Source organism: Neobacillus rhizophilus (genome assembly GCF_018343535.1).
Lineage (GTDB): Bacteria > Bacillota > Bacilli > Bacillales > Cytobacillaceae > Neobacillus > Neobacillus rhizophilus.
The window spans coordinates 335,879-362,347 of the sequence record NZ_JAGYPF010000002.1 but is presented as its reverse complement, the minus strand read 5'-3'; the positions used below and the strand labels follow the sequence as shown (position 1 = coordinate 362,347).

The following is a 26,469-nucleotide window of genomic DNA, read 5'->3' as shown; positions in this document are numbered from 1 at the left end:
ATTAGCGAATAGACACGTATTCGTCTAAGATATATAATCTATGAAAGTCATAGATTTAAACTATGGAGTTGGTATAGATGGAGATACGCTTATTACAGTATGCAGTGGAGATCTATCGAAAAAAAAGTTTTACAAAAGCAGCCGACAGTTTACATATCGCCCAGCCGTCGTTGAGCCAGCAAATCCAAAAGCTTGAAAAGGAAATCGGGGTCCGTTTATTTACACGCGGACAAGGAGGAGTTATTCCAACACCTGAAGGCATACGTTTCATTGAGAAAGCGCAGCAGATCTTAAGGCAGCACGACGACCTTTTGCGAGAGATGCATGAAAATAACGAGGGCATCGGATCTGAATTGACAATCGGTGCACCCGCCGTCACAGGTGGTCATGTGCTGCCGTTGCTAATAAAAAACTTTCTGAAGCGTTTCCCGCAAATGAAGGTGCGTCTCATTGAGGAATCAACCGAGGAGTTAGAAAATTTAACAATTCGGGGTGATGTGGACCTGTCGATTTTGCCTTTACCGATAGAAAGTAACCAGCTTGCCACTCATCTGATGCTGACAGAACCATTGCTGCTTGCGGTTCCACGGGAAGAAAAGGACTGGATGTCGGAACAAATTCGCCATCTCGTTCGTTCTGCAGATGAAAATGACCAAGTCACGGAGGGAACAATTCCTTTGGCAGAGTTGTCCTGCTCACCGTTTATATTATTAAAACAAGGATTCGGTTTTCGGCGGATTGTCTTGGATCTCTGTGCTGACAGCGGATTTCAGCCGCAAATTGATTTCGAAACAAGCAATATCGAGACTGCTCAATCTCTCGTCGCATCCGGATTGGGAGTGACAATTGTTCCTAAGATGGTAATGCGGCAAAATGCAAATGTTAATCCGTTATATATTCCGCTTCAATCACACCCGACTCGAACAGTGGTATTTGCTTATTTAAAAGAGCGATACTTGAGTCTGGCGGCTAGGGCATTTATGGACGTTTATGAAATGGAGCGACTGGAAACTTCCAGATAATTTCCTTATTCTCATTGTTAACCATGATTATCTAACATGAAGATGTAAAACGTCAAAAAGAAGCTGGTTATACAACCAACTTCTTTTTGTTCTCTCTACCTTTAATGGAAAGATGATTGATAGAATTAGTTACTTTCCTAGCGGATTGTTAACGTACGATCGGTTTCACGTCCAAAGCCATCTACTTCTATACGGTCTTTGTAAACCTTTAAAATAGAATATGCATTTGTATCAGCCGTATCTACCATTCCCTTAAGGTTTAAATAGTGAATCCCATTTTTATAACCATAATTTCCTGCATGGTTATGTCCATTAATGTATGCAACCACATTGCCGGCTGCCTCGAGTTCTGTCATGACGGCATCGGAATTCCACACATTATGCTCATTGGCAGGGTAAACTGGCATATGGGAGAACACAACAACTTTTTCATGGGCTTGAGCCGCTTTTTTGAGCACATCGCGAAGCCATGTTAGCTGCTCTTCGCTGACTCCACCATTCCAGGTTTGGGCGTTGATTGCGTTCTTTTCCTTTAACGAATTATACATATCTTGGGCCTGTTGATATTTTTCAGATCCTGCAGGATTGGCGTAAAGGCTAAGGTCATTGGTGTCAAGCGCGATAAACCGCCAGTTCTTGTATTTGAAATCATAATATTGATTCGGCATTCCTAGTATATCAGTGACTTGGTCTGTATATACAGGAAAGTCATGGTTACCAAGCAGATGATATTTCGGACCCTCAATCGTATTGAAGTATGGAAGGATGGTTGAGAAGCTGGAAAGATTACGGTCGATTAAATCACCGGTTTGCATCGTAAAATCTACATCTTGCTCGTTAAATGTTTGTGAGGCCTCCATCAGCTTGTCAATAGAGTTGCGGTAAAAGCGGGTTCCGTTGTCGTTACAGTCACAGTACTGAATATCCGGAACAACCCCAATTGTAAACTTTGGCTTCTCTTCAGTTTTTGCGAACACTGAAGAAACAGGGCTGACAGCGGTAAGGGAAATCCCAAGGGCAGCAGCGGCTGCCAAGCATTTTAGCTTCACACCTAGTTTCTGTTTTGTTTTTTGTCGATTTAACATAAAAAATCCCCTTTCCATTTCCAATGACAGGAAGAATTTTGATTAGTTTTAATAATAGACTATTAAAATATCGAAAAGGGAATATTTACAATCTCTTTAAAGTATCTTTAATTGTTTAACACACTCTAGTAAATCTCTTTAAAAATAATAGTACTTTTTTATCTTTACTTTTGTAGTTGCTAGGTAAAATTACAGTATAGGCACGGGGAAGGTTCAAATTAGACCACAAGGACCTCCGCCACGGTCCGGTCACCTCGCGCACCGACGGTTTGCTTAATCACTTCCTGCCTAGGCTTACTCCCAATGCATAATCAGGAGAAAAAGACACTTCCGGCTGGTCTGGGTCCACGATTTGAACGCAGAAATCCTCTGCCTTTTTCGGGGGGACGATTAACCGATATCGGTTTTATCGAAGAAACATATATAAACTGGACATTGAGTGACAGGCACCTTCCAGAAAATCTCCAATTAACAGCTTGTTTCGTTAAAATTATGTTTTTCTATTGGAATCCGTGTAAAATGGTTTTAATAATTATCAACATGAGGTGGTTACTATGGCTTGGAAAGTTAAAAGTTCAACTAAGGATAAGGTAGACCGTTTTCAAATAACAATGGATCAGGTCGTTCTTCCGAATGGAGAGGAAAAGACGTTTTCCTATATAGATTTTGCTAAAGGTGTGTGTATCCTCCCGATTACGGATAACAATGAAATCGTCTGTATAAAACAATATCGCCACGCCATGAAAGGCTGGAAATGGGAGCTGCCGGCGGGAATGATTGACGATAACGACCCTACCCCTCTAGAAACGGCAAAAAGGGAACTAGAAGAAGAAACGGGCTACATGGCTGAGCATTGGCTGGATTTAGGAAGCTTCTACCCTTCTCCGGGTTCTACAAGCGAGGAGATTCATTTATTTGCAGCAGCAGGGTTAACAGCAACAGAGCAAAACCTGGAAAACATCGAACAAATTGAAGTACATAAAATCACGATGAGAGATTTAAATAACCTAATTAAATCTGGTGAATTCAAGCACGGCGCAGGGCTGGCGGCTATATTGCGATATAAATTAATTGTGGATTAAACAGGAGCATTAACTAGGGCTATGACTCAAAAGATCCAAATTTCATCTATTTCTATAAAAAGTAAATAAAAAAAGAGATTGATTAACTACAATATGTAGTTAGCAATCTCTAATCAATACAATCACTCTTTCAGCACCTCGAACCATCCCCATGGTTAGCGCATGCTAACTCCGGTATCTATATTCGTCTTGGTACCAGATTCATAGCCTAATTCATTTACCATTTCAGTGAGATGGAGAAACTGCGAAGCTATTTTCATTTCATATGTTTCAAGTGCATCCTCCAACACGGTTTCGTAAACTTCCTCTATTTCTTCGTCCAATATTTTCTCATAATTAACTACTTGTCCAAGTGAAAAATAACCGCGTTTCCACCCATTAACGAATGCCATGAAGAAATGTTGTTCGTAAATTCTGTCAGCAAACGTCGATGTTGAAAATTTCCTATACTCTTCGCGAGAGGTCCACTGAACCCTATCAAGCATTTCTTTTAATATAGGGCGACATTGTTTATATAAATCTGGAAGAAATGGAGTTACTAATGAATCTACATAATATCTTTGTTTTGTATAATCGTACCTGGTCTTAGAATTACCTTTTGTTTGACTCGTACTATTAGTGTAAGACGTATCTTTTATGGCTGATTCATCATCTTTTTTCAAATTATTATTTACTTTATTTTCATGAATGTAGATACCATTCTGCAGAAAGTAGTTATCTGTAGACTCAACAACTACTCTTCTTGTACCAAAGAATAGTATGAGTCTGCCAGGTGTACTGCTCTTTTTAATATCTGTAATTTTTTGTTCTTCTCCAGAACTAAGTTTGATCTTGTCATTAACTCTCAGTGAGGCAGCTGAAATTTTTTTGCGATTTAACGCTTGATTATTAGATGGTTCAGAACTCAAGTTGCTACGGCTTCTTTCTTTATTTCCTGTTACTTCGTTATTTCCGTAATTTCGCCAATAAAAACTACCATCTGCCTCTCTTAATATATTACCTGATTGCAAATAACTATTTAACATGTTTACTTCCAAGAGGATTTCTTCAACCTCAGAAATAAGAGAGTGTGAGATCTGACCTTTTCTTTCCCATTGCTTTAATAAATGAATGGCATATTTAGCTTTTTCCTCCATACTAGAGCCTATTTGAGCGTCCGGGTAAAGCAACTGGCCTTTATAAGCAATATCCTGTACTATTATTTCTTCATGTCCGTCAAAGAAAAAAATATCAATTTGGTTTCCTAATGTTAGGATGCCATTTGTATAGGTTTTAATTTCTTTTCCGCCCACCTTAAGTAAACCTTCAACAGCATTGATTTGTTTAAACTCTGAAGAAGGATCTCTAGGCATTAAAACAGATGACTGATCTCCATAACTCAACCATGAAAAACCTTCTTCATCGGAATGTACTATATTTCCATTGCGAATATATTTATTTAGAATATCAACCTCTAAAACAATACTTTCCGCTTCTAAAACTAACGATTGGTCGATTTGGCCAAAATTAGACTTCTTCTTTAATGATTGAATAGCATAATCTGCTTTATCTATATAATTTAAACCTTGTGGTGCTTTTGAATAGAGCGATTCTTCATACAATTCAATATCCGTAACGGAAACTTCCCTGCCACTTTCAAAAAAAAGTAAAACCTATTTTTTCAGCTAATAAAAGAGATCCAATATTATACGTTTTTATCTTTTTATTATCTACTGTAAGAATACCTTCAACGTCATTTAGACGCTTAAAGTTTCCAACTCGTTTTCCCTTTTCCACTTTTGAATCTTGGCCAAACTTTGGTAGAATGACGAATGCAAAATATAATATACCAGCCATAACAATGAAAAACAGCACTAGATAAGCCTCCTAATTAAACCTTTATTCCAATTTCCTACTAACAAAAAAAGTCTCCCGACTGAAAAATAATCTAATTCTTAATTACGAGCCTCTAGGGCTATTCCTTTTTGCCTATTTCATTAATATTATAGCAGGAAACTAACCTTGTTTTAATCACTGGGTATAATTGGAATTCAGGAGCAAAAAAGAGGTAGAACGTCTTTTACGATCCCTATAAATGAACCAGCATAAAGAAACCATTAATCATTTAAAAACCAATAATCAAAAGATTAATAAACGTAAAGGCTTGTCTGATTAACAGCCCAAAAATGAAGCAAGAGAACCGTCCCCATGCATCATTTATTTGCAGCTGCAGGGTTAACAGCAACGAAGCAAAACCTAGATAACAGCGAACAAATTGAAGTACATAAAGTCTCGATGAAAGATTTAAATAACCTAGTTAAATCTGGTGAATTCAAGCACGGCGCAGGGTGGCGGCTATTTTGCGATATAAATTAATTGTGGATTAAACAGGAACATTAATTTAGTGCTATGACTCAAAAGATCCAAATTTCATCTATTTCTATAAAAAGTAAATAAAAAAAGAGATTGCTAACTACAATATGTAGTTAGCAATCTCTAATCTTATCATGAAGATAAGATGGTATAAATAGATCTTGGACGCCCCTTAGTTAAGGGTGTCTCTTGACCTATAATTTTGGCAAGGCCATGTTTTTCTAAACCTAGCAAAATTCTTCGTGCATTGCGAGATGTCATCTCCAATTGCTCTGCAACTGAAGAAGCAGTAAGACTAACACTGGATTGGCTTTGGATATATAAGAGTTTATTGAATGTCGATATATTCACTCCTGCCTTCTCCAACCTATTGCTTAAATCTTCATTTTCCGTACGATATCCATAAACAAATGAAGTATCTTGATTTGACAACTCGTGAATTTTACCTTGCTCATCAACCGTTACAATGATATGACCATTCTTTTGTTGAGCGTGATATTGTGCCAAGCTGGCATGTTTCTCTGCAGAAAAGGATGTAGTCCCATAGCCAATCCCTATAGATACGGTCAAATTGGACAAAATTCTTAACTTTTCTAACAGATTCAACCCACTCAATTCATTTGCTTCAATTTCTCCCCGAGTAGAGAAAATGGTGAACGTCCCTACGCCCTTTTGAGAAAAGGAACCAAAGATCTTTCGGGTATAGTCTAAAATAATTTCTTGGCATTTTAAATTCAACTGATGCACATCATAGGCCATTAGCCCTTCCCCTTTTAGATGAAACAGTTCATCCACTTGAATCATGACCACGGCAATTTGGGCCTTTTTAAAGTGGGATAATTGGCCATTCTTAGTAATTCGGTCAAATGCCCTCAAAATTGATGTCCTAGTCGGAGCTAATCGAAAAGATGGCACCTGCCTTTTTTGAAGCTCCTGGTATACAGAATGAAGTGCTGTAACACAAACATCTACCTTTTTTTGTTCATATAAGGATGTATGAAAGGAAACAATTTCTTGGTGAGTTAGACTAGAAACAAATGGCAACAACTGAGTTTGGCTGCTTTCAATGGATAAATCTTGGTACGTTTCCAACAACTCATTTTCTGAAATAGTGTCGAAACTGACTCGTTCCAATTTATAGCCAAAATTATAGGCTATATCAAGCAGAACCGTAGAAAGACTCATCCCGCTTAATTCCAAAAAGTACCCATTTTCAATGAGGCCTTTTTCTTTTACCATATTATAGGTCATTTCCCCTGTAAAAAGCCAAATGTCCACCATTGCTGAATTCTTTTTTACAATTTCAATGGTTTCTTCAAAACTAGAATATTGTAGGGGAATCACTTCTAGGTTGTACTTAGTATCTTCCAAGACTTGTGAGACCAATTTTTGAGTATCTTCTGGCCCAACAACCCCGATTCTTTTCTTTTTCATATAACCATCCTCTTTACAGGCCCATTGCTGGCAGTTATTTATTCTGTCTCATTCCCTTATGTTTTAATATATGCCCCATAAAGTTTAGCATAGTCATAGCCGCTACACGAGGGGTCCCTCCGGTCGGGTCGTATTGCGGAGCCACTTCAACTAAATCAAAGCATACAATTTCTCCCTTTTTCGCCAATCCTTTTAAAATATCATTTAGGAAATCAAAGGAGAAGCCTCCTGGTGATGGTGATCCTGTTCCCGTGGCAAGAGAGATATCAAAGCAATCAATATCAATGGTTACATAATATTTATCGCCTTGTGGAATTTTAGCTAGTATTCCTTCTACCCCCATTTCCATGGATTCTTTAGCTGAAATTAATACACTATTGAATTCCTTAGCAGCATCAAAGTCTTCCTTCCGGCTGCTGCCTAATCCTCGCAAACCGATTTGAGCCATCCCCTTGATATGCTTCATTTCAGACATGCGGCGCATAGGACTTCCATTTCCCCATCTTTGTCCTCCGGGAGCATCCGACCAATCAAGGTGCGCATCGAGCTGAACCACAGTTACCGATCCCTCTGGTTCAAGTGCGCGGGCAATCGGGATTGAAATGGAATGATCGCCGCCCATGATGGCTGGAATGGCACCCTTTTCCCGAATCTTGCGGACAGCCCATTCGATACGGTTGAATGATTCTTGAATGTCACCATGAATGACATCTGCATCACCGCAATCTACAATTTTAAGTGGAGCTGCAAGAAATACTTCATCAAGCTCCGGATCATAGAATCCTGCATCTCCACGACTATAATGAGTAGAGACTTCCCTTATGCGGCGCGGGCCAAAACGGCAGCCTGTTAAAAATCCTACCCCTAAATCATAAGGTACACCAAGGACCGCCATGTCTGCATCTAGTTTTTCTAAATCATCACAAATAGGGTATTTGGCAAATGAGCATATTCCTGTTATAGGCATGTTTATCTTATCCATTATTAATTCCTCCTGTTAATTGGTTAGCTGTTTAAAATATCCCCCATGAAGGGCATATGGCTAATTTGTGTGGTATGTCAAATCACTTCTTACCTTGATAGTTAAACATTAAACTTTTAATCTATTTTCTAAATTTCTTGACCATAGAGAAAGGGGATAACAAATGATGAAATACCCCGCTAAAACTAGTGTATATAGCATAAAAACGGCTGTATTATTGCTGCCCATCATCGTAATCCGCTCAATCGTAATTTGAGCCGACTTTAAAAACTCAACATTACCGATTAGCACAGTCAAGGAAGTGGATTGGACCAAGTTGGTCAAAATACCAATAATAGAAGGTAGCACACGCTTGGTCGCCTGGGGGATAATGACATACATCATCGTATTAACATAATTTAAACCAAGAGCATAACTTACTTCTGTTTGTGTCTTTGGAATCGATTGGATCGATCCACGGACTGCTTCTGCAACATTGGCAATCGCCCAAAGGCTTAGCCCAATAAGTGCAGATAGAAAGTTAGGGATTTGGAAACCTATGGTCGGCAACAGGAAAAAGACTAAAAATAAAACAACTAAAGTCGGGATACCTCGAAATACGTCAATGAATATTTTACTGGCTAAGCGAATAACTGTATTTTCAAGTGTCCGTAACACGCCGACAATTACCCCACCGAGAACAGACACTATAACACAGCAAATACTCAACCAAATCGTAAAGCCAAATCCCTTTAACAGAAACGGCAAGCTTTCTATTATGGCATTCATAGTCATCCTGCCTTTCCGTAAGTTTTATTTGCCATTCCTTTAAAACTAAAAAATGCTTTTTTGGAAGATCTGCGTTTAAAATCTAACTTGCGTTCAATTAACGCAAACAGAAAGGATAGAACCCAGACGATTAGGAGGTAGATGACCCCTAATGACAAAAACATTTCGATATATTTGAAACTAACTGCAACCGAATTGAGTGCAGTAAAGGTCAATTCCAAAACGCCAATACCAGCCAACAGGCTTGAGTTTTTAACGACAGACATGGCAGTGTTGCTAAAAGACGGGAAACTTACTCGAAATCCAATTGGAATGATAATGTGGCGATACACGTGGTACGTGTTCAAACCAAGAGAATATCCCGCCTCATTCAAATTTTTTGAAACAGATTTAAATCCCCCGCGGAAATTCTCGATGGCATACGCTCCTCCCCATAAACTAAGAGCAACAATTCCCGTTACGGTTCCTGACAATTTCAATCCGATAAATGGAAGGCCAAAATATAAAAAGAAAATTTGAACAAGCAATGGCGTATTTCGAATGAGCTCCACATAGCCGATGATAATGGGGCTAAGAATCGGCACCTTCAAAATGCGAATAACAGCACCCGCTATGCCAATCAATAGAGAAAGAACCAAGCTGGCAAAACTTAATAATAAGGTCATTTTCAGCCCTGTCATTAAATACGGCAGCTGGTCTATGATAAAGGCAATATCAAATTTCAACGGTCTATCACCTTCCTTTCATTTATTTCAATACGTTTCTTAGGAATGCTTTGGTCCTGTCTTCTTTAGAATTTCCAAACACTTCCTCTGGTGTCCCCTCTTCGACAATGACACCCTGGTCCATAAAGATTATTTTATCGCCCACTTCTCTTGCAAAGCCCATTTCATGGGTGACGATTACCATTGTCATACCGCTTTTAGCCAGATCCTTCATGGTTTCAAGAACATCGTTAACACGTTCCGGGTCAAGGGCTGACGTTACTTCATCAAACAACATTACTTCGGGCTCCATCATAAGTGCTCTTGCGATCGCGACCCGTTGCTGCTGGCCGCCTGAAAGTTCCTCCGGATAAGATTCCGCTTTTTCCTTCATGCCTACCTTGTCAAGGAGGGAATATCCTAGCTCCATTAATTCATCTTTTGACTTGCTTGTTTGAAGCTTCGTGGGAGCAAGTAATAAGTTCTTCATTACACTGAGATGAGGAAAAAGATTGAAACTCTGAAAGACCATGCCTACTCTTGTTCTTAGTTTTTGAATGGGAATATCCATAAAGGATTGATCATCCAAATAGATAGTTCCCTCATTAATGGACTCCAAACGATTAAGGCAGCGTAACAAAGTGCTTTTTCCCGACCCACTTGGACCAATAATAACCGTAGCCTCTTTTTCTGAGATTGAGGTCGTGATTCCACGTAAAACGGAGGATTGGTCAAAGCTCTTGTGTACATTTTCTATTTTCATTTTTGTTTTCGTCATCAGACCCTTCCTTTCTATTAAACTATTACCCGAAAAGAGGATTCATATAAGCAAGGCTCCCCTTTTCGGGTCCATCTTGATACAATGATTTACTTAAGGTCTAGGTAATAATTGAGGAGTGTTTTTGAATTCTGGGAACCAGTTTTTGAACCATTTGTAGAAGAGGTCTTGTGATGAAACTTCCTTGATGGCAGCATTTAGCCAGTTTAAATATTCTGTATCCCCTTTGCGAACTGCAGCAGCAATAGCCATTGGTTCGAATGGTTCTCCCACTATTTTGTAGGAGGAATCCTGATCAACAATTTTGTAAAGCACAGATTCATCTTTAACCATCGCCACGCCACGATCATCTTTAAGCGCTTGCAATTGTTCAGCAAGTGTTGTTAATTGCAGCTGTTGGGCAGAAGGAACGGCTTTTTGAAGAGCTAAAGCCTCTGTAGAACCTTTTAATGTAATGACTGTTTTACCTTCTAAATCCTTTAAATCCTTAATGTTACTATCCTTCTTCACCAGTGTTAAGTTGGAGGTACCAAAATATGGATCTGTAAAATCAACTACCTTTTTCCTTTCGTCTGTCGCAGCCAGGGACGCAATCAATAAATCAACTTTTTTGGAATTTAGGAACGGTATACGATTATCACTTGTAACCGGGACAAACTCAACAGCATTAGCATCTCCAAACGCAAATTCAGCTAATTTCTTGGCAAAATCAATATCATATCCAACATTTTTCCCGCTTGCATCCATAGAACCGAAAGGAGGAAAATCTACCTTTACCCCAATCACCAATTTTCCCTTTTTCTTAATGTCATCTGGCAGGGCAGGGAGATTGCTGGCTTTACTATCAGCCGAAGAACTCTTATCTGAAGGACTGCTGCTAGTAGATTCTGAATTGGAACCACAAGCTGTAAGAATCAAAAAGGCAAAAATAACGATAAGATTTAAAACGAAAAACGGTTTTCTCATGTCTTACCCCCTCATTTTATTTCCTATTTAAGGAATATTTCCGTAAATATACCGTAAATAAAATAAAAAAAAATCACAATTCCTTCTCACTATTCACTTCATACAACTTCAACAACAATTTCTACCAACCGTTCTTGCAATGCCAGCCTGTATACAACAATTCGGCCTCAAGATGATGACTTTCCTCTCCCAAATGTTTCGGGAAAAAGTCTTTAGTTTTATACGTTCGAAAGCTCTGGTACTTTATACTTTTTGCCCCCCTTCAATATGATTTAAAACATAATTAGATATTATGTTATAGACAAAATATTGTCAATATTATGATAAAATAGCAATTTTCTGATTTTTTTAGATGATGTAATAGAGTTATCTTTATGGAGGACACATACCGATTTACTCCAAATGTGGCCATCATGAGCCTGGCCACAGCCACCACATGGGCTGAAATAACCATAGAAATGCCCCCCCAATGCACACCCATCTAGCATTCTGCTCAAATGGCACACATTCACTAATCTCTGTACCAACACTGCCCTCAACTTGGGTTTTCACATTACGCTCAGACTCAACACCAGTTTCGTTAAAGAATCCGGCCCACACCTTAAATCTATTAATTTGACTAAATTCCCCATGCCTCAAATTCTTATAATATTTGTTCAAAATTGCAAAAAACGCGTTCGTATTTGTATTTTGATGCAAAAAATAATGAGTTTGAGGCTATTATTCGTTTCAAAAGTGAATAAGACGAGTTCGATGAAATAAGCGATTCCCGTTATGGTAGAGGTACCCGGGAATACAATGGCAAAGCGCGCTTTCCTGAAAGGAACCACCGTGGAAAGCTTTGAACAATTGGCAGAACAATATCAACCGATGATCCATAAAATCATCTACTCCCTTCATCTTTACACAAATAAAGAGGAATTTTATCAACATGGCCTGATTGCCCTTTGGGAGGCAAGCCAGCGATTTAATCCCGAAAAAGGAAATTTCACCAACTATGCCTATACATTTATCAGATGCCGCCTGCTTGAAGAGCTGGGAAAAATGGCACGAGCCAATGAAAGATATGTTTGCAAGGAGGGAGAATTCTGGGGGACCGTTCCTGATTGGCAGCCAAACAGAACATTGGAGAATGAAATCCTGTTATCCTATTGCGAAGTGCTGACTCCACATCAACAGAAATGGCTATTGTACACCATCCATGATGGCCTATCCGTTAAGGAGATCGCTGAAAAGGAAAAGGTCTCCGTTTCAGCCGTAAAGCAATGGCGGATGGGAGCGCGGGGAAAGTTGCGAGAACAAGTGAAGAATTGATCAGATGCGCAAAATAGGAGCACGACAACCGTCCCCCTGCTTCAACTCAAAAACGATCAAATTGGAACGAAATTCACGAAAACCCCCTCATCAATTCCAATTTGGAGCCAAAAATGCCATTTTCCTACCCCAAATGTGCTCCAAATTGGAAATGAGGTGATTCGACAAATACCGTATCACTCGATATCTTAAAGGTGCCAACATCGATGAAACGATGAAATGGCCATAACCAACCAAGTATAAAGGGTGATGCAACGATCACCTTTAAGTTTTTAATCGTTTCCCATCAAAGCCTATTTATTGTAAAGCAAACCCTATCTTCTTAAAAAAATGATAGTAAAAAACGATTCATCAGAACCGCTCCTATGCCCCCTCCAGATTGTCAAAGTTTCGTCAAGAATAAGGTCGAATTCTATCGAAATTTGTACTTCAGTACGTGGTAACGTTTACATTTATGATATTTAATAAAAGCAAGGCAGCATCACCCATTATTTTACATATTAATTATATAAAAATAGTATTATCTCAATAAACCCTGTCCTATAGAATCAACAGGCAGATATAAATGGAGGTGACCCAAATTCCATACAAAAATGATGCACAAGAACCGTCCCTATGCCTCACCTGTCAAACCTTTTAAGGAGTGGATGACCAATTGATGGAGCAAAAAAACTATTTTGTTGAGAAGAAGATGATTTTGATGTTGGGGGAATATAATCGATTCGGAAAGCTGTGCGCGCGGGTAATGGCAGGCACTTCGGCATTTCTCGTCGACAGAGCCCCGCTGCAGGTATTGGATGATACATTGACATATATAGGGTTTGACCTAAAGGGAGCTACTACCGGGGCCAAAGTGGTGCTTGATAGGAAGGCCAAATGCCCCATCATCGTAAACCCGTATCTGGGGATTTGCCTTTTCCCAACCAAATCTCCTAAAAAGGCAGATTGCATTTGGTTTAACCCGGAGCATATTGAGAAAACCACCGCGATGGGCAACAAAACAATCGTGGAACTAAGCAATGGCTATACGATGATCATTGAATCCAAGCTCGCGGCCTTTAATGACAAAATTGAAAAAGCCAGGCAATTAATTCATCTTTCAACCAAACGAGGCAAGCAACCAGATACCAGCAGCTATGAACACACCCCGCCGATAGACCATCAACTGACCAAGGAGAAATCCGGAAAGTATAACTTTGATACCTTAGGAAATCTATAATCTACAAAACTTCCAACGCAACATCATCATTGTTCAAAGGAGAATGTCTATTGGGAAACTACTTAAACTCTCGTTACGGCAAGGTCCTGAAAAAATTACGGAAGGAACTGGATCTAACACAAGCGGAACTAGCCAATCGCTGCTCTCTAGAGCCTTCCTATATCAGCTTACTAGAAAGGGAACTAAAAAAGCCAGGCTTTGACACCCTCTGGGCTCTATCAAAAGGACTCGAACTGATGCCTTCAGAATTACTAAGAAAAATAGAAGAACACTCAGAAGTGGGACACGGGGACGGTTCTTGTGCCTCAAAATTTGCATCCCACCACATAGGAGGAAAAGTCTATGACGAAATTACTGATTAACGAAGCGCCCATCATGATCATCCCTTCCCTCGCCGTCAAAATGGGCCTGAACGAAGCCATCGTGCTCCAGCAAATTCACTACTGGATCCAGTCCAGTTCCCATGTGATTGAGGGACGAAAATGGATATTCAATACCTATAAGGATTGGCAGAAACAAATGCCCTTCTGGTCGGAAAGCACCATTAAACGCATTATTCGTTCACTAGAAGAGCAGGGTTTCCTGATCTCGGCCAATTGGAATAAGCTGAAACTGGATAAAACCAAATGGTACACCATCGATTATCAACAACTGGAAGCGATGAAGGAAGGCCCCGCCCTCACCGAAACAGCAAACCCAACAACACAGGGCCAAGCTGACCCTTTCGCAACTTCCGGCCAATCGTCGGTTCAGACTGACCTATCTGAGATGTCAGACTGGACCACAGAAGAATTCGGTCTGACCCAAACAATACCAGAGATTACTTCAGAGACAACAACAGAGAAAAAACCTATTGTCGACATCGTCGACTACCTCAATGCCAAAACCGATGCCAACTACAAATCAGGAACAAAGAAAACAAACCAACTGATTCAAACAAGATTAAGAGAAGGTTTTACCGTGGAGGACTTTAAGAAAGTCATCGACTTAAAGACAGCAGAATGGCTCCATGACCCACATATGAGTACATACCTAAGACCGGAAACATTGTTTGGAAACAAATTTGAATCCTATCTCAACCAAAAGCCGCAAGCGAATCCCCTCTTTGAAAAACGAAGGGGGCAAACCAGCAACAAACAGACCCTTAACGAGGAGGATTTCGATTTAGATGATGAAGCGTGAAACGTTTGAGCTATTAAAGGCCATCAACACTTTCTACGACCAATTTATCGTCAATCAGGAAAAGGTGAACATGTGGCATGAAGTGCTCAAAAGCTATGAACACGACATCGTGCAGGAAAGACTGTTTTCGTTCGTAAAAGAATCACCCTATCCGCCTAAAATCGCCGACCTATTGCCAAAATCGTCCGGCGCCATGACCGTCCCTAATGCCAGGGAGACCAGATTCATCATGACTACCAGGCATAAGCTAGCGAGCGAAGAAGTGGTCCAGCGAGAACTGGCCAACATGAGGGCTATTCTGGGAATTCAGAGGTAGAGGAAAAAGCAGACTTCAAAGTCCTTGTCGGACGGGCCTGTCATCGTCCCCCTTTATCACAAAAATCATGACGGACGCTCAAATCTCAACTCGGGAGCAGCCTCCGTCAGTTGGTCACTACTACGAAATAGTGATGCACGAGAACCGTCCCCATGCATCACTGTTAGGAGGCACGATTATGATTAATCAAACACAAACACAAGAACCGTCATGCTTTAGTCAGGAGGTGGAGGAGGCTTTTGTGGGGGCGCTGTTTCTGGACAGCGGGCTTGTGAAGGAGGCGGCGATTCTGCCGGAGCAGCTTTATTTTCCGCAGCTGAGGATGATATATTCGGCGATTCGCAGCCTGGATGAGAAGGGAAAGCCGATTGATTATGTTTCGATGATCGACGAGCTTGGCATCGACAACCTGCAGTGGATTGGCGGCGTTAGCTATTTGAATCGACTAGCCGGGAGCGTGCCGACCACCGCCAACTTTCCATTTTATCAGCAATCCGTCAAGGAATATGCGCAAAAGCGAAAAACGATCCACATTGCCTCGCGCCTGATCGAGCAGGCAAACGGAAAAGACATCCGAAAGACGATCCACACCGGGATTCAAGAGCTAATGGCCATCGATGACCAGCTTACCGACGAAGACACCGGCAGCATCACCCCGTCCTTGGTGGATTTGTTCATGGATTGTGAAAAGGATTTGGGCGAGATCGTCGGCATTCCTTCCGGCTTCCCTCATCTCGATCTACTCACCGGCGGCTTCCAGGAATCCGACTTGGTGATCATCGGCGCCCGCCCGAGCATGGGAAAGACGGCCTTCGCCCTGAGTGTTGCCCTTCATGCAGCCAAACAGGACATCAGCCTGATTTTCTCCCTAGAGATGTCCAAAAAGCAGCTGCTAAAACGGATGGCAGGATTCACCGGCTTGATTGACAGCCGGAAAATGAAAAACCCGAAGAAGGAATTCCAAGAGGAAGATTGGCAGCATTTTACCGATACCATTGGAGCGCTGTCCAAACTGAATCTCCATATTTTTGACAAAGCCGGGATGGATATCCCCTATATTTGGTCCAAGGTTCGCAAAGCACGACGGGAATACGACCAAGAGCGGCGAATCCTCGTCGTCATCGATTACCTTCAGCTGATAGAGGGCGACCGAAGCTTCCGACAAAACCGCCAGGCGGAAATCAATGAAATCTCACGGGCCCTGAAAACCATGGCGAGAGAACTGAACGTAACCGTCATCGCCCTGTCCCAGCTGAGCCGAGGCGTCGAAAGCCGCCACGACAAGCATCCTGTTCTCTCCGACCTGCGTGAAAGCGGACAAATCGAGCAGGATGCCGACCTGATCGCCTTCCTGTATCGCGATGATTACTACACCAAAGACTCACCGTACCGGAACAAAATCGAAGTCATACTCGCCAAGCACCGTAACGGCCCCACCGGCACCATCGAACTTGGCTTCCAAAGAGAATATGGCCTGTTCACCCATTTGGAAACATAACGAAGGACGAAAAGCGAAGGATGAAGAGCGAAGATTGAAGGACTTTTTTTTAAAAGGAACTCAGGCTGGCGGCTGAACCTGGCTTGTCCTGTACACATTATGGCATTCATGACCGAGTGCCCCCGCAAGAAATGAAGACAGCCGTACGATTCATGATTCCAGTAGGAAAAGAGGGTTTCGTGTCCCGCTTTCATCCCTTGCGGGATTCCCTCCTTTCTCCACTGGTAATCCTTCGGAGACTAAGGGCTAGTCTTTGAACTTTTCCTTGTTAAGGTTCTCGTTTGGGATCATCGTCCACTCGTTTCCGTTTTGAACAACGGTATGACCCGGGTAGGCCTTTTCAAACATTTCTCTGATCGATGCGTCACTCATGCCATTCTTGGACAGCTGTTGCAACGACCGACGTTCTTCTTGCTCCACCTGTCTGCTCATACGCGGGGATTGCTTGCTTTGAGATTCAGCCGTACTCACTTTGATAAAGCCATAGGAGGGAAAATAGATAAAGGTTTTCTGTTCGCCAATCCGCATGATGATTACGCTCCTTTCTTCCAGATACAATTAAACAAACAGGGTCAATCTCCTTGTGACAAATTTGGTAATCATGATACGTGGGACAGGCAAAATAGCCCCTCAACGGCTCATTTATTAATTATTTTCCAAACAATCCCCAAATGCGGACTGTAGCCTGTAGAGTGATATTTCATCTAATTATCTAATGGTCTTAAAAAGGAGAATTGCCTTGGCCATTTACATAGGTGGAATATTAAGACGGCGGCGAAAAGCCAAAGGACTATCACAAGAAAAGCTTGCATTTGAATCCGGTTTGGATCGCTCCTATATTGGCGATCTAGAAAGAAATGAAAAGTCACCTTCCTTGGATACAGTCTTTAAAATCTCAAAAGTGCTGGAAATTAAGCCTGATGAGTTTGTAAAGGAGGTCCGTGAAACATTAGAGGATTATAACACTTCTGAAGATAATTCAGATTAGCCCAAGGCAAGGGGCGGTTTTCTATTTTCATCACAATGGGAGCGGCCCCTTGCTCCACAATCTATAGGAAGTAATCGGTCACAACTACGAACGTTCGATGGATTTCAACAAATTGTTGGTCCCGCGCAACCTAACTAAACGTTTGTGTAAACCACTTCAAAGTCTTGCCACTGGCGGACTTTTTCTTTTGCTATCACGAAAATGCTTGTCGGTCAGACAAACGTTTATGTAAACTGGACCAAAATGTTGATAAATCAACGTCTCTGATCCTTTTGTCGTGAGAAATTTAATGAATAATGCTAGATTATGGTGGTTCGTTTCTGGCAGGTGCAACATACATTCGGGAATTCGGTAATTTCCATCAAAATCTACTACCGATTTCCTAATTAAACGTTTGGTTAAAGGATTATAGAGTATTGATTTAATCAATTTCTCACTACTTTTCCGCCGAAAATATTGTCATTTAACCAAACGATTGATTAGTATCAGCCTGAGCCTTATCTGTAATTGGATTTATATTGATATTGGCAGCAGAAGAATGTCGAAGGTCTAATTAGGATGGTACCTTTCACTATTTGCACATGGAGATTGATTTCTGACCCCTCAGTCCAAATCATCTGTCATATCATACATTTCTATTTTGATCTGAAAACCTTCATATGACATAAGCATCTTGCCGACTTCTTCCCAAGAAAAGGGCTTCCCATCAATAATCACTAGTGGGGTGCCTTCGGAAGTTTCATCATGCTTTATAAGACCTTTGAGTCGGTCATTGATCACGGAATTGTATGCTTGTCCATTAGGAAAAACGCCTGCTTTAACGTGCCGCTCTCTGATCCCTTTCCGCACCTTTTCCATTAATTTAGCAAGAAGTTCTGGTTGGTTACAATTTAATTCACCATGTACAGCAAACTTATAACCAAATTCTAGGTTTTCCGAGGCTTCCAAATAAATTCCTATTGGATGTAATCGTCGTTCCACATGAAAGGTACGACTGACACCTTGGCCATCCTTCATTGAAAAAGTTTCTATCAACTCATCTAAATCAACTTCAAGCTCCTCCGCCATAAGTTGGTTTTAGCAATTAGTACATAAATGCATAGTAGAGTGCTCCATCGTTAAACGAACTTTTACTTCGTTACTTTCACAGTGTTCACACCAAATAATAAATCCACCACCATTTTTGCTTTTGTTTTATCATGAATGTTATTTTCTTTAATACACCATAGAAGAGATAGGACAATGAATGACTGTAAGCAAATGGAAAGTTTCTTGTATGTGACTGTCACTGTTAGGCAAACAAACTAAGACAATACTTCTCCTGCCTTTGCTCCTCTGTTCCCTCGTAATAGTTTAATAGACTATCCATATTCATAAAACTTGGCGGTTGGGAGTTCTGGTACTTAAATAAATGAAAGCTGCTCCATGGATAATATTCAGGCCTTCTGACCATCCTGGCCTCTACCGGATTTAAATGAATGTAACGGCTGACCTCCAGCATTCCTTCTTTATCCTCGATGATTTGATCAAAATACCGTTTCTCAAAGACGTGGCCTGTTAAGCGGTATTTCGTGTTATAGTAATTGGCATATCGCTTATTGATGAGAGCCATTAATTTCGAGAATGGGATTTCTTGAGAGCGCATTTGTAAATGATAATGGTTGGTCATCAAACAATATGAGGCGATTTCGAAGGGAATCTTCTCATGGAGCTGCCCGAGGATGTGAAAATAAGCTTCAAAATCGGAGGCATTGCGGAACAACGGGTCGCGTCGGTTGCCTCTGCAGACAATGTGGTAAAAGTGGTTTGGTATCCAAATTCTTTTCTCCCGTGACATTTACGTTTCCCTCGCTATTGCATGTGATTTGTGCAAACCCCATCGTCTTAAAGTCATCGCTTCCCAAATAGCTGAATCACTAATAACATCCTCCCCTTTAAGGTCTGATATTGTACGGGCCAAACGAATAATTTTGATTTGAACACGATTGCTCCAATTTTGCTTCACAGCAACGTTTGTCAGCATTTTTTGCTGCTCGTTTGTTAACGGACTTGTTTCCATTAGAATTTCAAATGGGACTTTTGCATTCGACATTTCCATTTTATAGCGATTATATTGAAGTGTACGGGCTTGTTCGACCCGCATTCGAATTTTCTCGGATGTTTCCTGAAGTCCTGCCTTCTGATCTAGATTTACAGACTGCAAAGTCAATAGTATATCAATCCGATCATAGACCGGCCCTGATAGGCGATTTCGATAGCTTTGTATTTGTTTATCTGTACAGGTGCAGTAATGGCTGTTGGAACCCAGATACCCACAAGGACATGGATTCATAGCACCAATTAACAGAAACGAAGACGGATAGGTAACGGTGGAATGGGCTCTGCTGATTGTCACCTTTCCTGTCTCAAGCGGCTGTCTTAACATATCAAGTGTCTTTTTGGGGAACTCTGCCATCTCATCTAAAAACAAAACTCCATGATGGGCAAGGGAAATTTCTCCGGGTCGGGGAGTCGAACCGCCGCCAATAATGGCAACTGATGAGGCAGAATGGTGTGGATGTCTAAATGGGACTGTTTGATGAAATATCTTTCTCTCTCCTGCAAGCTGATAAAGGCTGAGGACTTCCAGCTGGGCTTGATTGGTAAGGGCAGGAAGAATGGAAGGAACCGTCTCAGCCAGCAAGCTTTTTCCACAGCCGGGAGGACCGCTCATTAGCACATTATGTTCGCAGGCAGCAGCTATTTCTAACGCCCGATTTCCTTGCTCGTGGCTAATAACATGACAGAAATCTTTCTGTGGCGGGTTAGGAAAAAGTGGTTCTTGGCTGTGCGGTGCTAGTTTTGGAAGGAGAGATAAACTTTCTTGCCCTTCTAGGTGGTTTACAACTTCTTCAATATGCTGAACAACAATACATTCCACTCCCTGCAGCATATGAACTGGTATAGAAGAATCGTAAGGAAAATATACCCGTTTTAGCCCTAATGCTTTCGCTGATACCAAAGCTGGCAACATCCCCTCCGCTTTTACAATGGTTCCATCCAGAGACAAGACACCGATAAAGGCCGTTTCAATCGGTATTACTCCTTTAATTACATTCAATTCCCTTAAAGCTGCAATCGCAATAGCCAAATCAAAAAGTGGCCCATTTTTCTTCTCTTCAGCCGGAGATAGATTTACCACCACCTTCTGGTCAGTGATATTCATATCAAAATGACTCAGAGTGGCGATTACCCGTTCTCTCGATTCCTTTACAGATGCATCCGGCAAGCCAACAATGACCATTGACTCCGTACCAGGTGTTATCCGCACCTCCACCTGAACAAGATAGCCCTCGAGCCCTTTTAAACCTATGCTCGATACTTTAACAGTCATAAAAAAACCTCCTAAAAAGCTTATATAAATAATAGGATATAACTTAAACAGTAAACTAGGAATGTTAAAAGATTTATGAGGAAATATTGAATCAACGATGGAAATAGAAGAGTAAAAAACATACATTGGCTTGAACTGGAGATTCTCTTAATTCCTTGTTTTTTTGAAGTAAATCCTCATTCCTTTAAGCAAGATTTAAAAAAATTTACTCAATATTTCAACGAAAAACGAATCCAGCAAAAACTTGGATTCGTCTCTCCTAAAGATTATTATTCTATTTATCAAAATATGGTGTAATGACGTATTTCAAAGTGCCATATATTGGGGGCTTGACCACAGGCACTGGTATTAAAAAACGTGTATATGACTCCTTCTGCGTAATGGAAATAGCTATAACCAATACTATTTAAGAGAAGATTATTTAAATAATTATTTAAATAATATCGAATAACAATAAATTAAGGGAGATCAGTCGACTTCACCAATTGGAAGCTGCACATTTGGTGCATTTAAAAGTACAAAATTCAGAACTGTCTCCCTTTCAAATAAACCATTATAAATCTCTATCAGCTAGCTGCATAAACAGGGTATTGTTAGGAATCTGTTTTTGTTTAGAGCCACAAAATTATATCCAGTCCCGAATCTTTAACTCTTTTGCTATGTCAGTTATTAGTTTGGAAAAAGGCCGTAGGTTAAATTTGCTTTCTTCTACTTCACTTGAAAATATCATTCGAAACACCTCATCTTTTCCACTAAATACACCGGGATAGGATTTTAATAACGATTCAGCATAATCATCAGAATACCAAAGGTGTTTTTGGATGGTTTCTTTTACAATGTTATCATGTGAATTATAGAGTTTTTCCAATAGGAAAATCTCAGCATTATTTTTTGCCCTTTTCAAGAAATTTTTATCACTCGAATTAGTGGTGAAGCTTATGTTGATTTTACCCTTCTTTGATATTAGTGATTCAAGGTTATCAGCTAAATCAAATGTAAATCGATAGTTTTCTCCAAATCCCTCAACATATGGATGTATGTTTTTACTGACATAAAACTCTTTTTTTCCTTTTAGAGAAGAATTACAAACTGAACAACATGGAACCAAGTTATACAAAGATATTGCCAGATATGGAAAAGTAGATTTATTAAAGAAATGATCTAATTGAGCTCTTGTTTTTTGATTTTCAGTATAGATTGTTGTAATATATTGGCGATTACAGTAAGGACATACTTGCATATGCATTTTACTTAAAAGTTGATATGCACACCATTCACCAATATCCTCCGTACTACAAAATAAACTATAGTTAAATACAGCCTTTAATTGGCTATTTAAAATTGAGGCAGCATGTTTTTTAGTTTTAGTTTTTTTAATATCATCCTTTAAACGTTTAGAATAATTTTTACTTATATGAATTATTACCTTTTGAAGCTGTGAAGGCGAACCTATTAGGATTCTATGTCTAATTTTTAACAAGAAGCGTAAAAACCGTTGTTCTTCTTTCCCCCTCTCGTCCCCAACATTCTTCTGCGAAATGAATTTTTTCAGTTTTGGTAATGACTTTTTATCAAAAAACTCAATATGGAGATTCCTTATTTCGGTCTCTACTCGTTTATCAAGCTGTATTTTAATCATTTTTACCTCTTTTATTTAACAATTCCTCAATGGCATCTAATCGTCTATTTACTTTTAAATAATCAATAGTTAATATATTATCTAGCATGCTGAATAATTTGTTCCTTACGATAGGCTCGCCAATATAACGCAATTGCTTAGTCATGCTAAATTCATTTTTTCTAATTTCCTCTACATCCTTATTTTGAAGAATTTTAATAAGTTGATTGATTTTTGACTTTGCAACTTCACCCACTAATCCATTTTCCATAAAAAATGAATTACTAAGAAGCATATGTATGTTTGAAGCAAAAGTTAATTGGTTATCTTCTAATCCATCAATAACTTCGGCCCCTAGTTTACCCTTTTTCAAAAAAATCACATTATGATTTGGTAAATCGGATAAAACAAACGGGGAATGAGTCGTTTGGATAACTTGAACATTTCTATCCGTAAATATTAAGGAGATAGCCCTCAGAATATACCAAAGCCACTTTCGTTGCCATTCAGGATGAAAGTACAGTTCTCCTTCATCAATAATAATTACAATATCTTTAATGTTTTTTGGCAATTTCTTCATAGCATAATGTAATCTTGAATAAATGTTTAGCCTAGCTACTTGTCCGGTACTAAGTTCTGTCCATTCAAATTGTAGATAATTTTTTTTCATTATAGACCGTGAATAGTTGTCGGTAAACTCCTGCAACTCCAAACTTTCAAATGGTATTTTTATTTGATTGTCCAAGCAAGAAGATGACTCATCTAAGAAAATACTAGTAAATTTAATCAATACTTGTATTTTTGCTCTAGTTGCCCTTTTCCACTTATTCAATATAGTCTTAAGGTTTTTTCTTTCGTATTTACTATTTAATCCCATGTTTATTACTACTGTAAGATCCTCAATGGAATTGAACATTTCTTTAAATGCATTAATTGTCAAATCCTCTACCAGATTAACCTCTATATCATTTTTATTTTTTAGACCAATGATTAGATGCTCTATTAACTCATTGAATAAATCTATTCTATTTATTAAGTATAATGTTATTTGTCTAGGAAGTTCTAATATCTCTTTCCAAAATACAGTAATTAAAAGCCTTATAAAGTTATTGTAACAAATGAACTTCTCTTGTTTAGAACAAAGTTGCAGTAACACTCCACGTAATTTTCGTAGGTTTTTAATATTATTTCTTAAAATAATCTCCTCATCTGAAGATAACTCTTTTTGATTTATTGTGGCCTCGGACCACCGTAGGATTTGCCTGTCAAAATTATCATTTTCATCTATAATTAATTTACAGATTATTTTATGAGGTAATTTAAAATCAATTAGAGATGAAAAATTATTATCAAGTGAAAATTGAATTTGTCTAAGAAACTCGTTTGCTCTAAACTGATCAAACCCTTCATTATTTACCAAATAATTTGTTGAGACATTGTATAAATGGTAATTTGATGTTTCATTTCTGGTAATATCTAAAATATTTGATAAATAAATTAATCTATTCGATGAACAAAATTCATCAATTTGTGTCCTAGTTATCTCTACGTCTGTCCCAATAATTTGACATTCTGTTCCAGTAATAAAATACTTTTCTTTAAGCTTATAACAGATTAAATAATCTTCATTCTTGTATGTGGAAAGATGTTTAAGGAATTCAAGGAAATTTGATTTTCCTGTACCATTTTCTCCTGCAATACCTGTTACATTTAAAATATTGGCGTAAATAGTTCCTTTTTCCTTCCGAAAAATATTAAAAAAGCCTGGAATGTGCATAGGGTTTGGAGTTACTTTTAGTTTTCCCGATTCAAATTGGAACGTTAACTCCCCACCAAAATTAAATCCTTGATTATTAATATTTTTATATTTACCGATCCATATATATAATACTTCCATCGGTTTTCCTCCCTTGCTTCAGAGGATCTTTTCCTCTTAGTAAATAAAATTTCCGGTCATATAGCACATTGAATTTAGTACAATTATACTAATCATTGCTAAATTTAGCATTGGTTATATCGACTTTTTCTTATAAAATAATATTAGGATAATTGCCCTAGTTATAGGGTGCTTTTGATTATTCTGTAAAAGAATACACATCAAAATTTTTTAGAAAATGTTTAATCTCTATATAAAGAGGTGCACAAATGTTTAAAGCTCTATTCAAAGGCGTTCCTATAAACCTACTAAGTGACCAAGAAGCAAATCAAAGAGACTTGTTAAAAGCCAATGAACATAAGGACCAATATCAGTGCCCTGTCTGCAAGGAAAGTGTAAGACTAAACTGGGCAGAACCTGCTAGAAGAATTCCACATTTTAAACATAAACCGGGGACAAATTGTATTTACTCTATTTACGGTGAAGGTCCGATGCATATAGAAGGAAAAAGTAAATTATATCGTTATTTTCTACAACTACTTGGTCACAAGACCAAGACTATTGAATTAGAACAATACATACCAGAAACAGACCAAATAGCTGATATCTTTATCGAATTTAATAATGGCGTAAAATGGGCTGTTGAATATCAGCGTTCTAATATACCAACCAGTGAAATTATGAAACGAAAAAAATTATATAATCAAGTTAACATTAGGGATATTTGGGTTGTTGGCGAGAACGTCATAAAAGAGATAGGTATTTCAACTTGTAGCATTTTAAACGTTGGCCAGGCACTCCAACACTCTTTCTGCGGGGAAACTTCATTGGTATCATTTAACCCGGAATCAAATGAGGTAAATATCTTCAGAGGGCTAAACAGTCTCAATAACCGTACATTTACCTATAACAAAAGTTATTCTTATCCGTTGGAGTCTATTGGGTTTAACTTATGGGGAGAGATATTTTGCTTAGATGATTATGTTGAAATAAAAAATAGAGCTATTTTCGATGATTATATTGAAAAAAGCCTTATTTTTTCCTTTAATTTAGAACATTTATATAAAGGAGAGATCCCTGGATATAATTTCAAGCTCAAAACTAAAGAACTTTACGATGAAATACATGATCCAAATCAAATCCCTGAATATACACATATCAAGATAACTCCCCCTCTTGACCGTATAGTTCCTGTAGAGATGAAATCAATTAACATTTCTGGTTTTTTTCTTTATGATCACAAAGATCACTCAGAAAAAAACCAACTTGTAATAACTGGAATAAGGAAGGAAATATGGGTAGAAGAATTAAATAAAAGAACTACTAATAATTCCAACATTAGCAATAACTTTATGGAAAACCCTGTTGTACAAGGAACCTTTATATGGTCTTTGTGGGAAATCTACGAGAAAAAGTTCCAAACACAAAAAGAGTTTCATGAAGATATGGACTATAGCAACAAGGGACAAGCATTTCCCTTTTCCTTACAAATGAAGAGAATTAAAAAATATGGGCTGATTAAAAAGGAATTTAACAAAGAGGATAACCATAAGGCGATAAGCCTTGAAGATTGTTTGCTTATATTAATGAATATTGCAAAATTCCCTGTCCATTCAAAGAATATATTAAAAGTTGCACTTAAAAATCACATTATACTTCCCGAAGAGCTAGAATTGGATTTCAATTTAGCACTACTTGATAATATCGTAAAGAGAGTAAAAAATTATATTCCGGAAAGCGAACATTATCATGGATTTTATAAAGAAGGAATAGGAATCTTTCAATAGTATAAAAAGAGCCTTGCTGTGGACTAATCAACACTCTCAGCTTAATTTTGACCGCCAAATCAATAGTTATATACAAAGTTATAAGTGGCAGGCGATTTGGTGTGTTAAAAAACTCGATATTATTT

General features: G+C 38.9%; 25 protein-coding genes. 10 read left to right on the top strand and 15 right to left on the bottom strand.

Annotated elements, in window-relative coordinates; genetic code table 11:
- Nucleotides 1-77: 77 nt before the first annotated feature.
- Complete coding sequence (locus KHA99_RS09675) at nucleotides 78-1,022, top strand: LysR family transcriptional regulator (protein WP_213117248.1); 945 nt, start codon at nucleotides 78-80, stop codon at nucleotides 1,020-1,022.
- Between the two features lie 137 nt (nucleotides 1,023-1,159).
- On the opposite strand, the gene KHA99_RS09670 is transcribed toward KHA99_RS09675, so the two are convergent.
- Nucleotides 1,160-2,107, bottom strand: a complete 948-nt coding sequence (locus tag KHA99_RS09670; RefSeq protein ID WP_213117247.1) for a metallophosphoesterase — start codon at nucleotides 2,105-2,107, stop codon at nucleotides 1,160-1,162.
- A gap of 554 nt (nucleotides 2,108-2,661) precedes the next feature.
- Here KHA99_RS09670 and KHA99_RS09665 point away from each other — a divergent pair.
- Nucleotides 2,662-3,189, top strand: a complete 528-nt coding sequence (locus KHA99_RS09665; RefSeq protein ID WP_213117246.1) for an NUDIX hydrolase — start codon at nucleotides 2,662-2,664, stop codon at nucleotides 3,187-3,189.
- Between the two features lie 155 nt (nucleotides 3,190-3,344).
- Here the strand turns inward: KHA99_RS09665 and KHA99_RS09660 are convergent, their stop codons facing one another.
- The 8 genes from KHA99_RS09660 to KHA99_RS09625 all read right to left on the bottom strand — a co-directional run bounded on the left by KHA99_RS09660 (nucleotide 3,345) and on the right by KHA99_RS09625 (nucleotide 11,173).
- Nucleotides 3,345-4,790, bottom strand: coding sequence for a hypothetical protein (locus tag KHA99_RS09660; RefSeq protein WP_213117245.1), 1,446 nt, complete (start codon nucleotides 4,788-4,790; stop codon nucleotides 3,345-3,347).
- A 34-nt stretch (nucleotides 4,791-4,824) separates the two neighbouring features.
- Nucleotides 4,825-5,043: a hypothetical protein gene (locus tag KHA99_RS09655; protein ID WP_213117244.1), complete on the bottom strand. Its 219-nt coding sequence runs from the start codon at nucleotides 5,041-5,043 to the stop codon at nucleotides 4,825-4,827.
- 630 nt (nucleotides 5,044-5,673) lie between these two features.
- Nucleotides 5,674-6,975 (bottom strand): hypothetical protein, encoded by a 1,302-nt coding sequence (locus KHA99_RS09650; protein WP_213117243.1) that lies wholly within the window; start codon nucleotides 6,973-6,975, stop codon nucleotides 5,674-5,676.
- 34 nt (nucleotides 6,976-7,009) lie between these two features.
- Complete coding sequence (gene speB, locus KHA99_RS09645) at nucleotides 7,010-7,957, bottom strand: agmatinase (RefSeq protein WP_213117242.1); 948 nt, start codon at nucleotides 7,955-7,957, stop codon at nucleotides 7,010-7,012.
- Between the two features lie 108 nt (nucleotides 7,958-8,065).
- Entirely contained in the window at nucleotides 8,066-8,725 is a 660-nt protein-coding gene (locus KHA99_RS09640) for an amino acid ABC transporter permease (RefSeq protein WP_213117241.1), read from the bottom strand.
- Between the two features lie 2 nt (nucleotides 8,726-8,727).
- A complete protein-coding gene (locus KHA99_RS09635) occupies nucleotides 8,728-9,450 on the bottom strand; it encodes an amino acid ABC transporter permease (RefSeq protein ID WP_213117240.1) in 723 nt (240 codons plus the stop codon).
- Nucleotides 9,451-9,472: 22 nt separating this feature from the next.
- Nucleotides 9,473-10,207 carry an amino acid ABC transporter ATP-binding protein gene (locus KHA99_RS09630; protein ID WP_213117239.1) on the bottom strand — a complete coding sequence of 245 codons (735 nt, stop codon included), beginning with the start codon at nucleotides 10,205-10,207 and terminating at the stop codon, nucleotides 9,473-9,475.
- Nucleotides 10,208-10,300: 93 nt separating this feature from the next.
- Nucleotides 10,301-11,173 (bottom strand): transporter substrate-binding domain-containing protein, encoded by an 873-nt coding sequence (locus tag KHA99_RS09625; protein ID WP_213117238.1) that lies wholly within the window; start codon nucleotides 11,171-11,173, stop codon nucleotides 10,301-10,303.
- An 831-nt stretch (nucleotides 11,174-12,004) separates the two neighbouring features.
- Here KHA99_RS09625 and KHA99_RS09620 point away from each other — a divergent pair.
- The 6 genes from KHA99_RS09620 to dnaB all read left to right on the top strand — a co-directional run bounded on the left by KHA99_RS09620 (nucleotide 12,005) and on the right by dnaB (nucleotide 16,702).
- On the top strand, nucleotides 12,005-12,487 hold the full coding sequence (locus tag KHA99_RS09620) for a sigma-70 family RNA polymerase sigma factor (protein ID WP_213117968.1): 483 nt from the start codon (nucleotides 12,005-12,007) through the stop codon (nucleotides 12,485-12,487).
- 658 nt (nucleotides 12,488-13,145) lie between these two features.
- Entirely contained in the window at nucleotides 13,146-13,706 is a 561-nt protein-coding gene (locus KHA99_RS09615) for a competence protein ComK (RefSeq protein ID WP_249366634.1), read from the top strand.
- Between the two features lie 50 nt (nucleotides 13,707-13,756).
- Nucleotides 13,757-14,068, top strand: a complete 312-nt coding sequence (locus tag KHA99_RS09610; protein WP_213117236.1) for a helix-turn-helix domain-containing protein — start codon at nucleotides 13,757-13,759, stop codon at nucleotides 14,066-14,068.
- Complete coding sequence (locus tag KHA99_RS09605) at nucleotides 14,049-14,888, top strand: conserved phage C-terminal domain-containing protein (protein WP_213117235.1); 840 nt, start codon at nucleotides 14,049-14,051, stop codon at nucleotides 14,886-14,888. Before KHA99_RS09610 ends, KHA99_RS09605 begins: the two co-directional genes overlap by 20 nt.
- A complete protein-coding gene (locus tag KHA99_RS09600) occupies nucleotides 14,878-15,204 on the top strand; it encodes a replicative helicase loader/inhibitor (RefSeq protein ID WP_249366576.1) in 327 nt (108 codons plus the stop codon). Before KHA99_RS09605 ends, KHA99_RS09600 begins: the two co-directional genes overlap by 11 nt.
- 178 nt (nucleotides 15,205-15,382) lie before the next feature.
- Complete coding sequence (gene dnaB, locus KHA99_RS09595) at nucleotides 15,383-16,702, top strand: replicative DNA helicase (protein ID WP_213117233.1); 1,320 nt, start codon at nucleotides 15,383-15,385, stop codon at nucleotides 16,700-16,702.
- A gap of 246 nt (nucleotides 16,703-16,948) precedes the next feature.
- Here the strand turns inward: dnaB and KHA99_RS09590 are convergent, their stop codons facing one another.
- Complete coding sequence (locus tag KHA99_RS09590; RefSeq protein WP_213117232.1) at nucleotides 16,949-17,230, bottom strand: hypothetical protein; 282 nt, start codon at nucleotides 17,228-17,230, stop codon at nucleotides 16,949-16,951.
- Between the two features lie 211 nt (nucleotides 17,231-17,441).
- Here KHA99_RS09590 and KHA99_RS09585 point away from each other — a divergent pair, with 211 nt between their 5' ends.
- Entirely contained in the window at nucleotides 17,442-17,690 is a 249-nt protein-coding gene (locus KHA99_RS09585) for a helix-turn-helix domain-containing protein (RefSeq protein ID WP_249366575.1), read from the top strand.
- 603 nt (nucleotides 17,691-18,293) lie between these two features.
- Here the strand turns inward: KHA99_RS09585 and KHA99_RS09580 are convergent.
- The 5 genes from KHA99_RS09580 to KHA99_RS09560 form a co-directional block, all read right to left on the bottom strand.
- Nucleotides 18,294-18,758, bottom strand: coding sequence for a DUF7713 domain-containing protein (locus tag KHA99_RS09580; RefSeq protein WP_213117230.1), 465 nt, complete (start codon nucleotides 18,756-18,758; stop codon nucleotides 18,294-18,296).
- A gap of 223 nt (nucleotides 18,759-18,981) precedes the next feature.
- Nucleotides 18,982-19,527, bottom strand: coding sequence for a transposase (locus tag KHA99_RS09575; protein WP_213117229.1), 546 nt, complete (start codon nucleotides 19,525-19,527; stop codon nucleotides 18,982-18,984).
- The gene (locus tag KHA99_RS09570; protein ID WP_213117228.1) at nucleotides 19,528-21,063 is read right to left on the bottom strand and encodes a YifB family Mg chelatase-like AAA ATPase; all 1,536 of its coding nucleotides are present in this window, start codon (nucleotides 21,061-21,063) and stop codon (nucleotides 19,528-19,530) included.
- A gap of 625 nt (nucleotides 21,064-21,688) precedes the next feature.
- Nucleotides 21,689-22,702 carry a hypothetical protein gene (locus KHA99_RS09565; RefSeq protein WP_213117227.1) on the bottom strand — a complete coding sequence of 338 codons (1,014 nt, stop codon included), beginning with the start codon at nucleotides 22,700-22,702 and terminating at the stop codon, nucleotides 21,689-21,691.
- A complete protein-coding gene (locus KHA99_RS09560) occupies nucleotides 22,695-24,578 on the bottom strand; it encodes an AAA family ATPase (RefSeq protein WP_213117226.1) in 1,884 nt (627 codons plus the stop codon). The genes KHA99_RS09565 and KHA99_RS09560 overlap by 8 nt, the downstream gene beginning before the upstream one ends.
- 248 nt (nucleotides 24,579-24,826) lie before the next feature.
- Here KHA99_RS09560 and KHA99_RS09555 point away from each other — a divergent pair, with 248 nt between their 5' ends.
- Nucleotides 24,827-26,344: a competence protein CoiA gene (locus tag KHA99_RS09555; protein ID WP_213117225.1), complete on the top strand. Its 1,518-nt coding sequence runs from the start codon at nucleotides 24,827-24,829 to the stop codon at nucleotides 26,342-26,344.
- Nucleotides 26,345-26,469 lie beyond the last annotated feature (125 nt).

Excerpts from the sequence above, each read along its gene's own strand:
- dnaB (WP_213117233.1), top strand. The coding sequence starts at position 15,383 with ATGATTAATCAAACACAAACACAAGAACCGTCATGCTTTAGTCAGGAG.
- KHA99_RS09565 (WP_213117227.1), bottom strand. The coding sequence starts at position 22,702 with ATGATTAAAATACAGCTTGATAAACGAGTAGAGACCGAAATAAGGAAT.
- KHA99_RS09665 (WP_213117246.1), top strand. The coding sequence starts at position 2,662 with ATGGCTTGGAAAGTTAAAAGTTCAACTAAGGATAAGGTAGACCGTTTT.
- KHA99_RS09600 (WP_249366576.1), top strand. The coding sequence starts at position 14,878 with ATGAAGCGTGAAACGTTTGAGCTATTAAAGGCCATCAACACTTTCTAC.
- KHA99_RS09590 (WP_213117232.1), bottom strand. The coding sequence starts at position 17,230 with ATGCGGATTGGCGAACAGAAAACCTTTATCTATTTTCCCTCCTATGGC.
- KHA99_RS09650 (WP_213117243.1), bottom strand. The coding sequence starts at position 6,975 with ATGAAAAAGAAAAGAATCGGGGTTGTTGGGCCAGAAGATACTCAAAAA.
- KHA99_RS09670 (WP_213117247.1), bottom strand. The coding sequence starts at position 2,107 with ATGTTAAATCGACAAAAAACAAAACAGAAACTAGGTGTGAAGCTAAAA.
- KHA99_RS09675 (WP_213117248.1), top strand. The coding sequence starts at position 78 with ATGGAGATACGCTTATTACAGTATGCAGTGGAGATCTATCGAAAAAAA.
- KHA99_RS09580 (WP_213117230.1), bottom strand. The coding sequence starts at position 18,758 with ATGGCGGAGGAGCTTGAAGTTGATTTAGATGAGTTGATAGAAACTTTT.
- KHA99_RS09605 (WP_213117235.1), top strand. The coding sequence starts at position 14,049 with ATGACGAAATTACTGATTAACGAAGCGCCCATCATGATCATCCCTTCC.
- KHA99_RS09615 (WP_249366634.1), top strand. The coding sequence starts at position 13,146 with ATGGAGCAAAAAAACTATTTTGTTGAGAAGAAGATGATTTTGATGTTG.
- KHA99_RS09560 (WP_213117226.1), bottom strand. The coding sequence starts at position 24,578 with ATGGAAGTATTATATATATGGATCGGTAAATATAAAAATATTAATAAT.
- KHA99_RS09570 (WP_213117228.1), bottom strand. The coding sequence starts at position 21,063 with ATGACTGTTAAAGTATCGAGCATAGGTTTAAAAGGGCTCGAGGGCTAT.
- KHA99_RS09630 (WP_213117239.1), bottom strand. The coding sequence starts at position 10,207 with ATGACGAAAACAAAAATGAAAATAGAAAATGTACACAAGAGCTTTGAC.
- KHA99_RS09625 (WP_213117238.1), bottom strand. The coding sequence starts at position 11,173 with ATGAGAAAACCGTTTTTCGTTTTAAATCTTATCGTTATTTTTGCCTTT.
- KHA99_RS09555 (WP_213117225.1), top strand. The coding sequence starts at position 24,827 with ATGTTTAAAGCTCTATTCAAAGGCGTTCCTATAAACCTACTAAGTGAC.
- KHA99_RS09640 (WP_213117241.1), bottom strand. The coding sequence starts at position 8,725 with ATGAATGCCATAATAGAAAGCTTGCCGTTTCTGTTAAAGGGATTTGGC.
- KHA99_RS09575 (WP_213117229.1), bottom strand. The coding sequence starts at position 19,527 with ATGTCACGGGAGAAAAGAATTTGGATACCAAACCACTTTTACCACATT.
- speB (WP_213117242.1), bottom strand. The coding sequence starts at position 7,957 with ATGGATAAGATAAACATGCCTATAACAGGAATATGCTCATTTGCCAAA.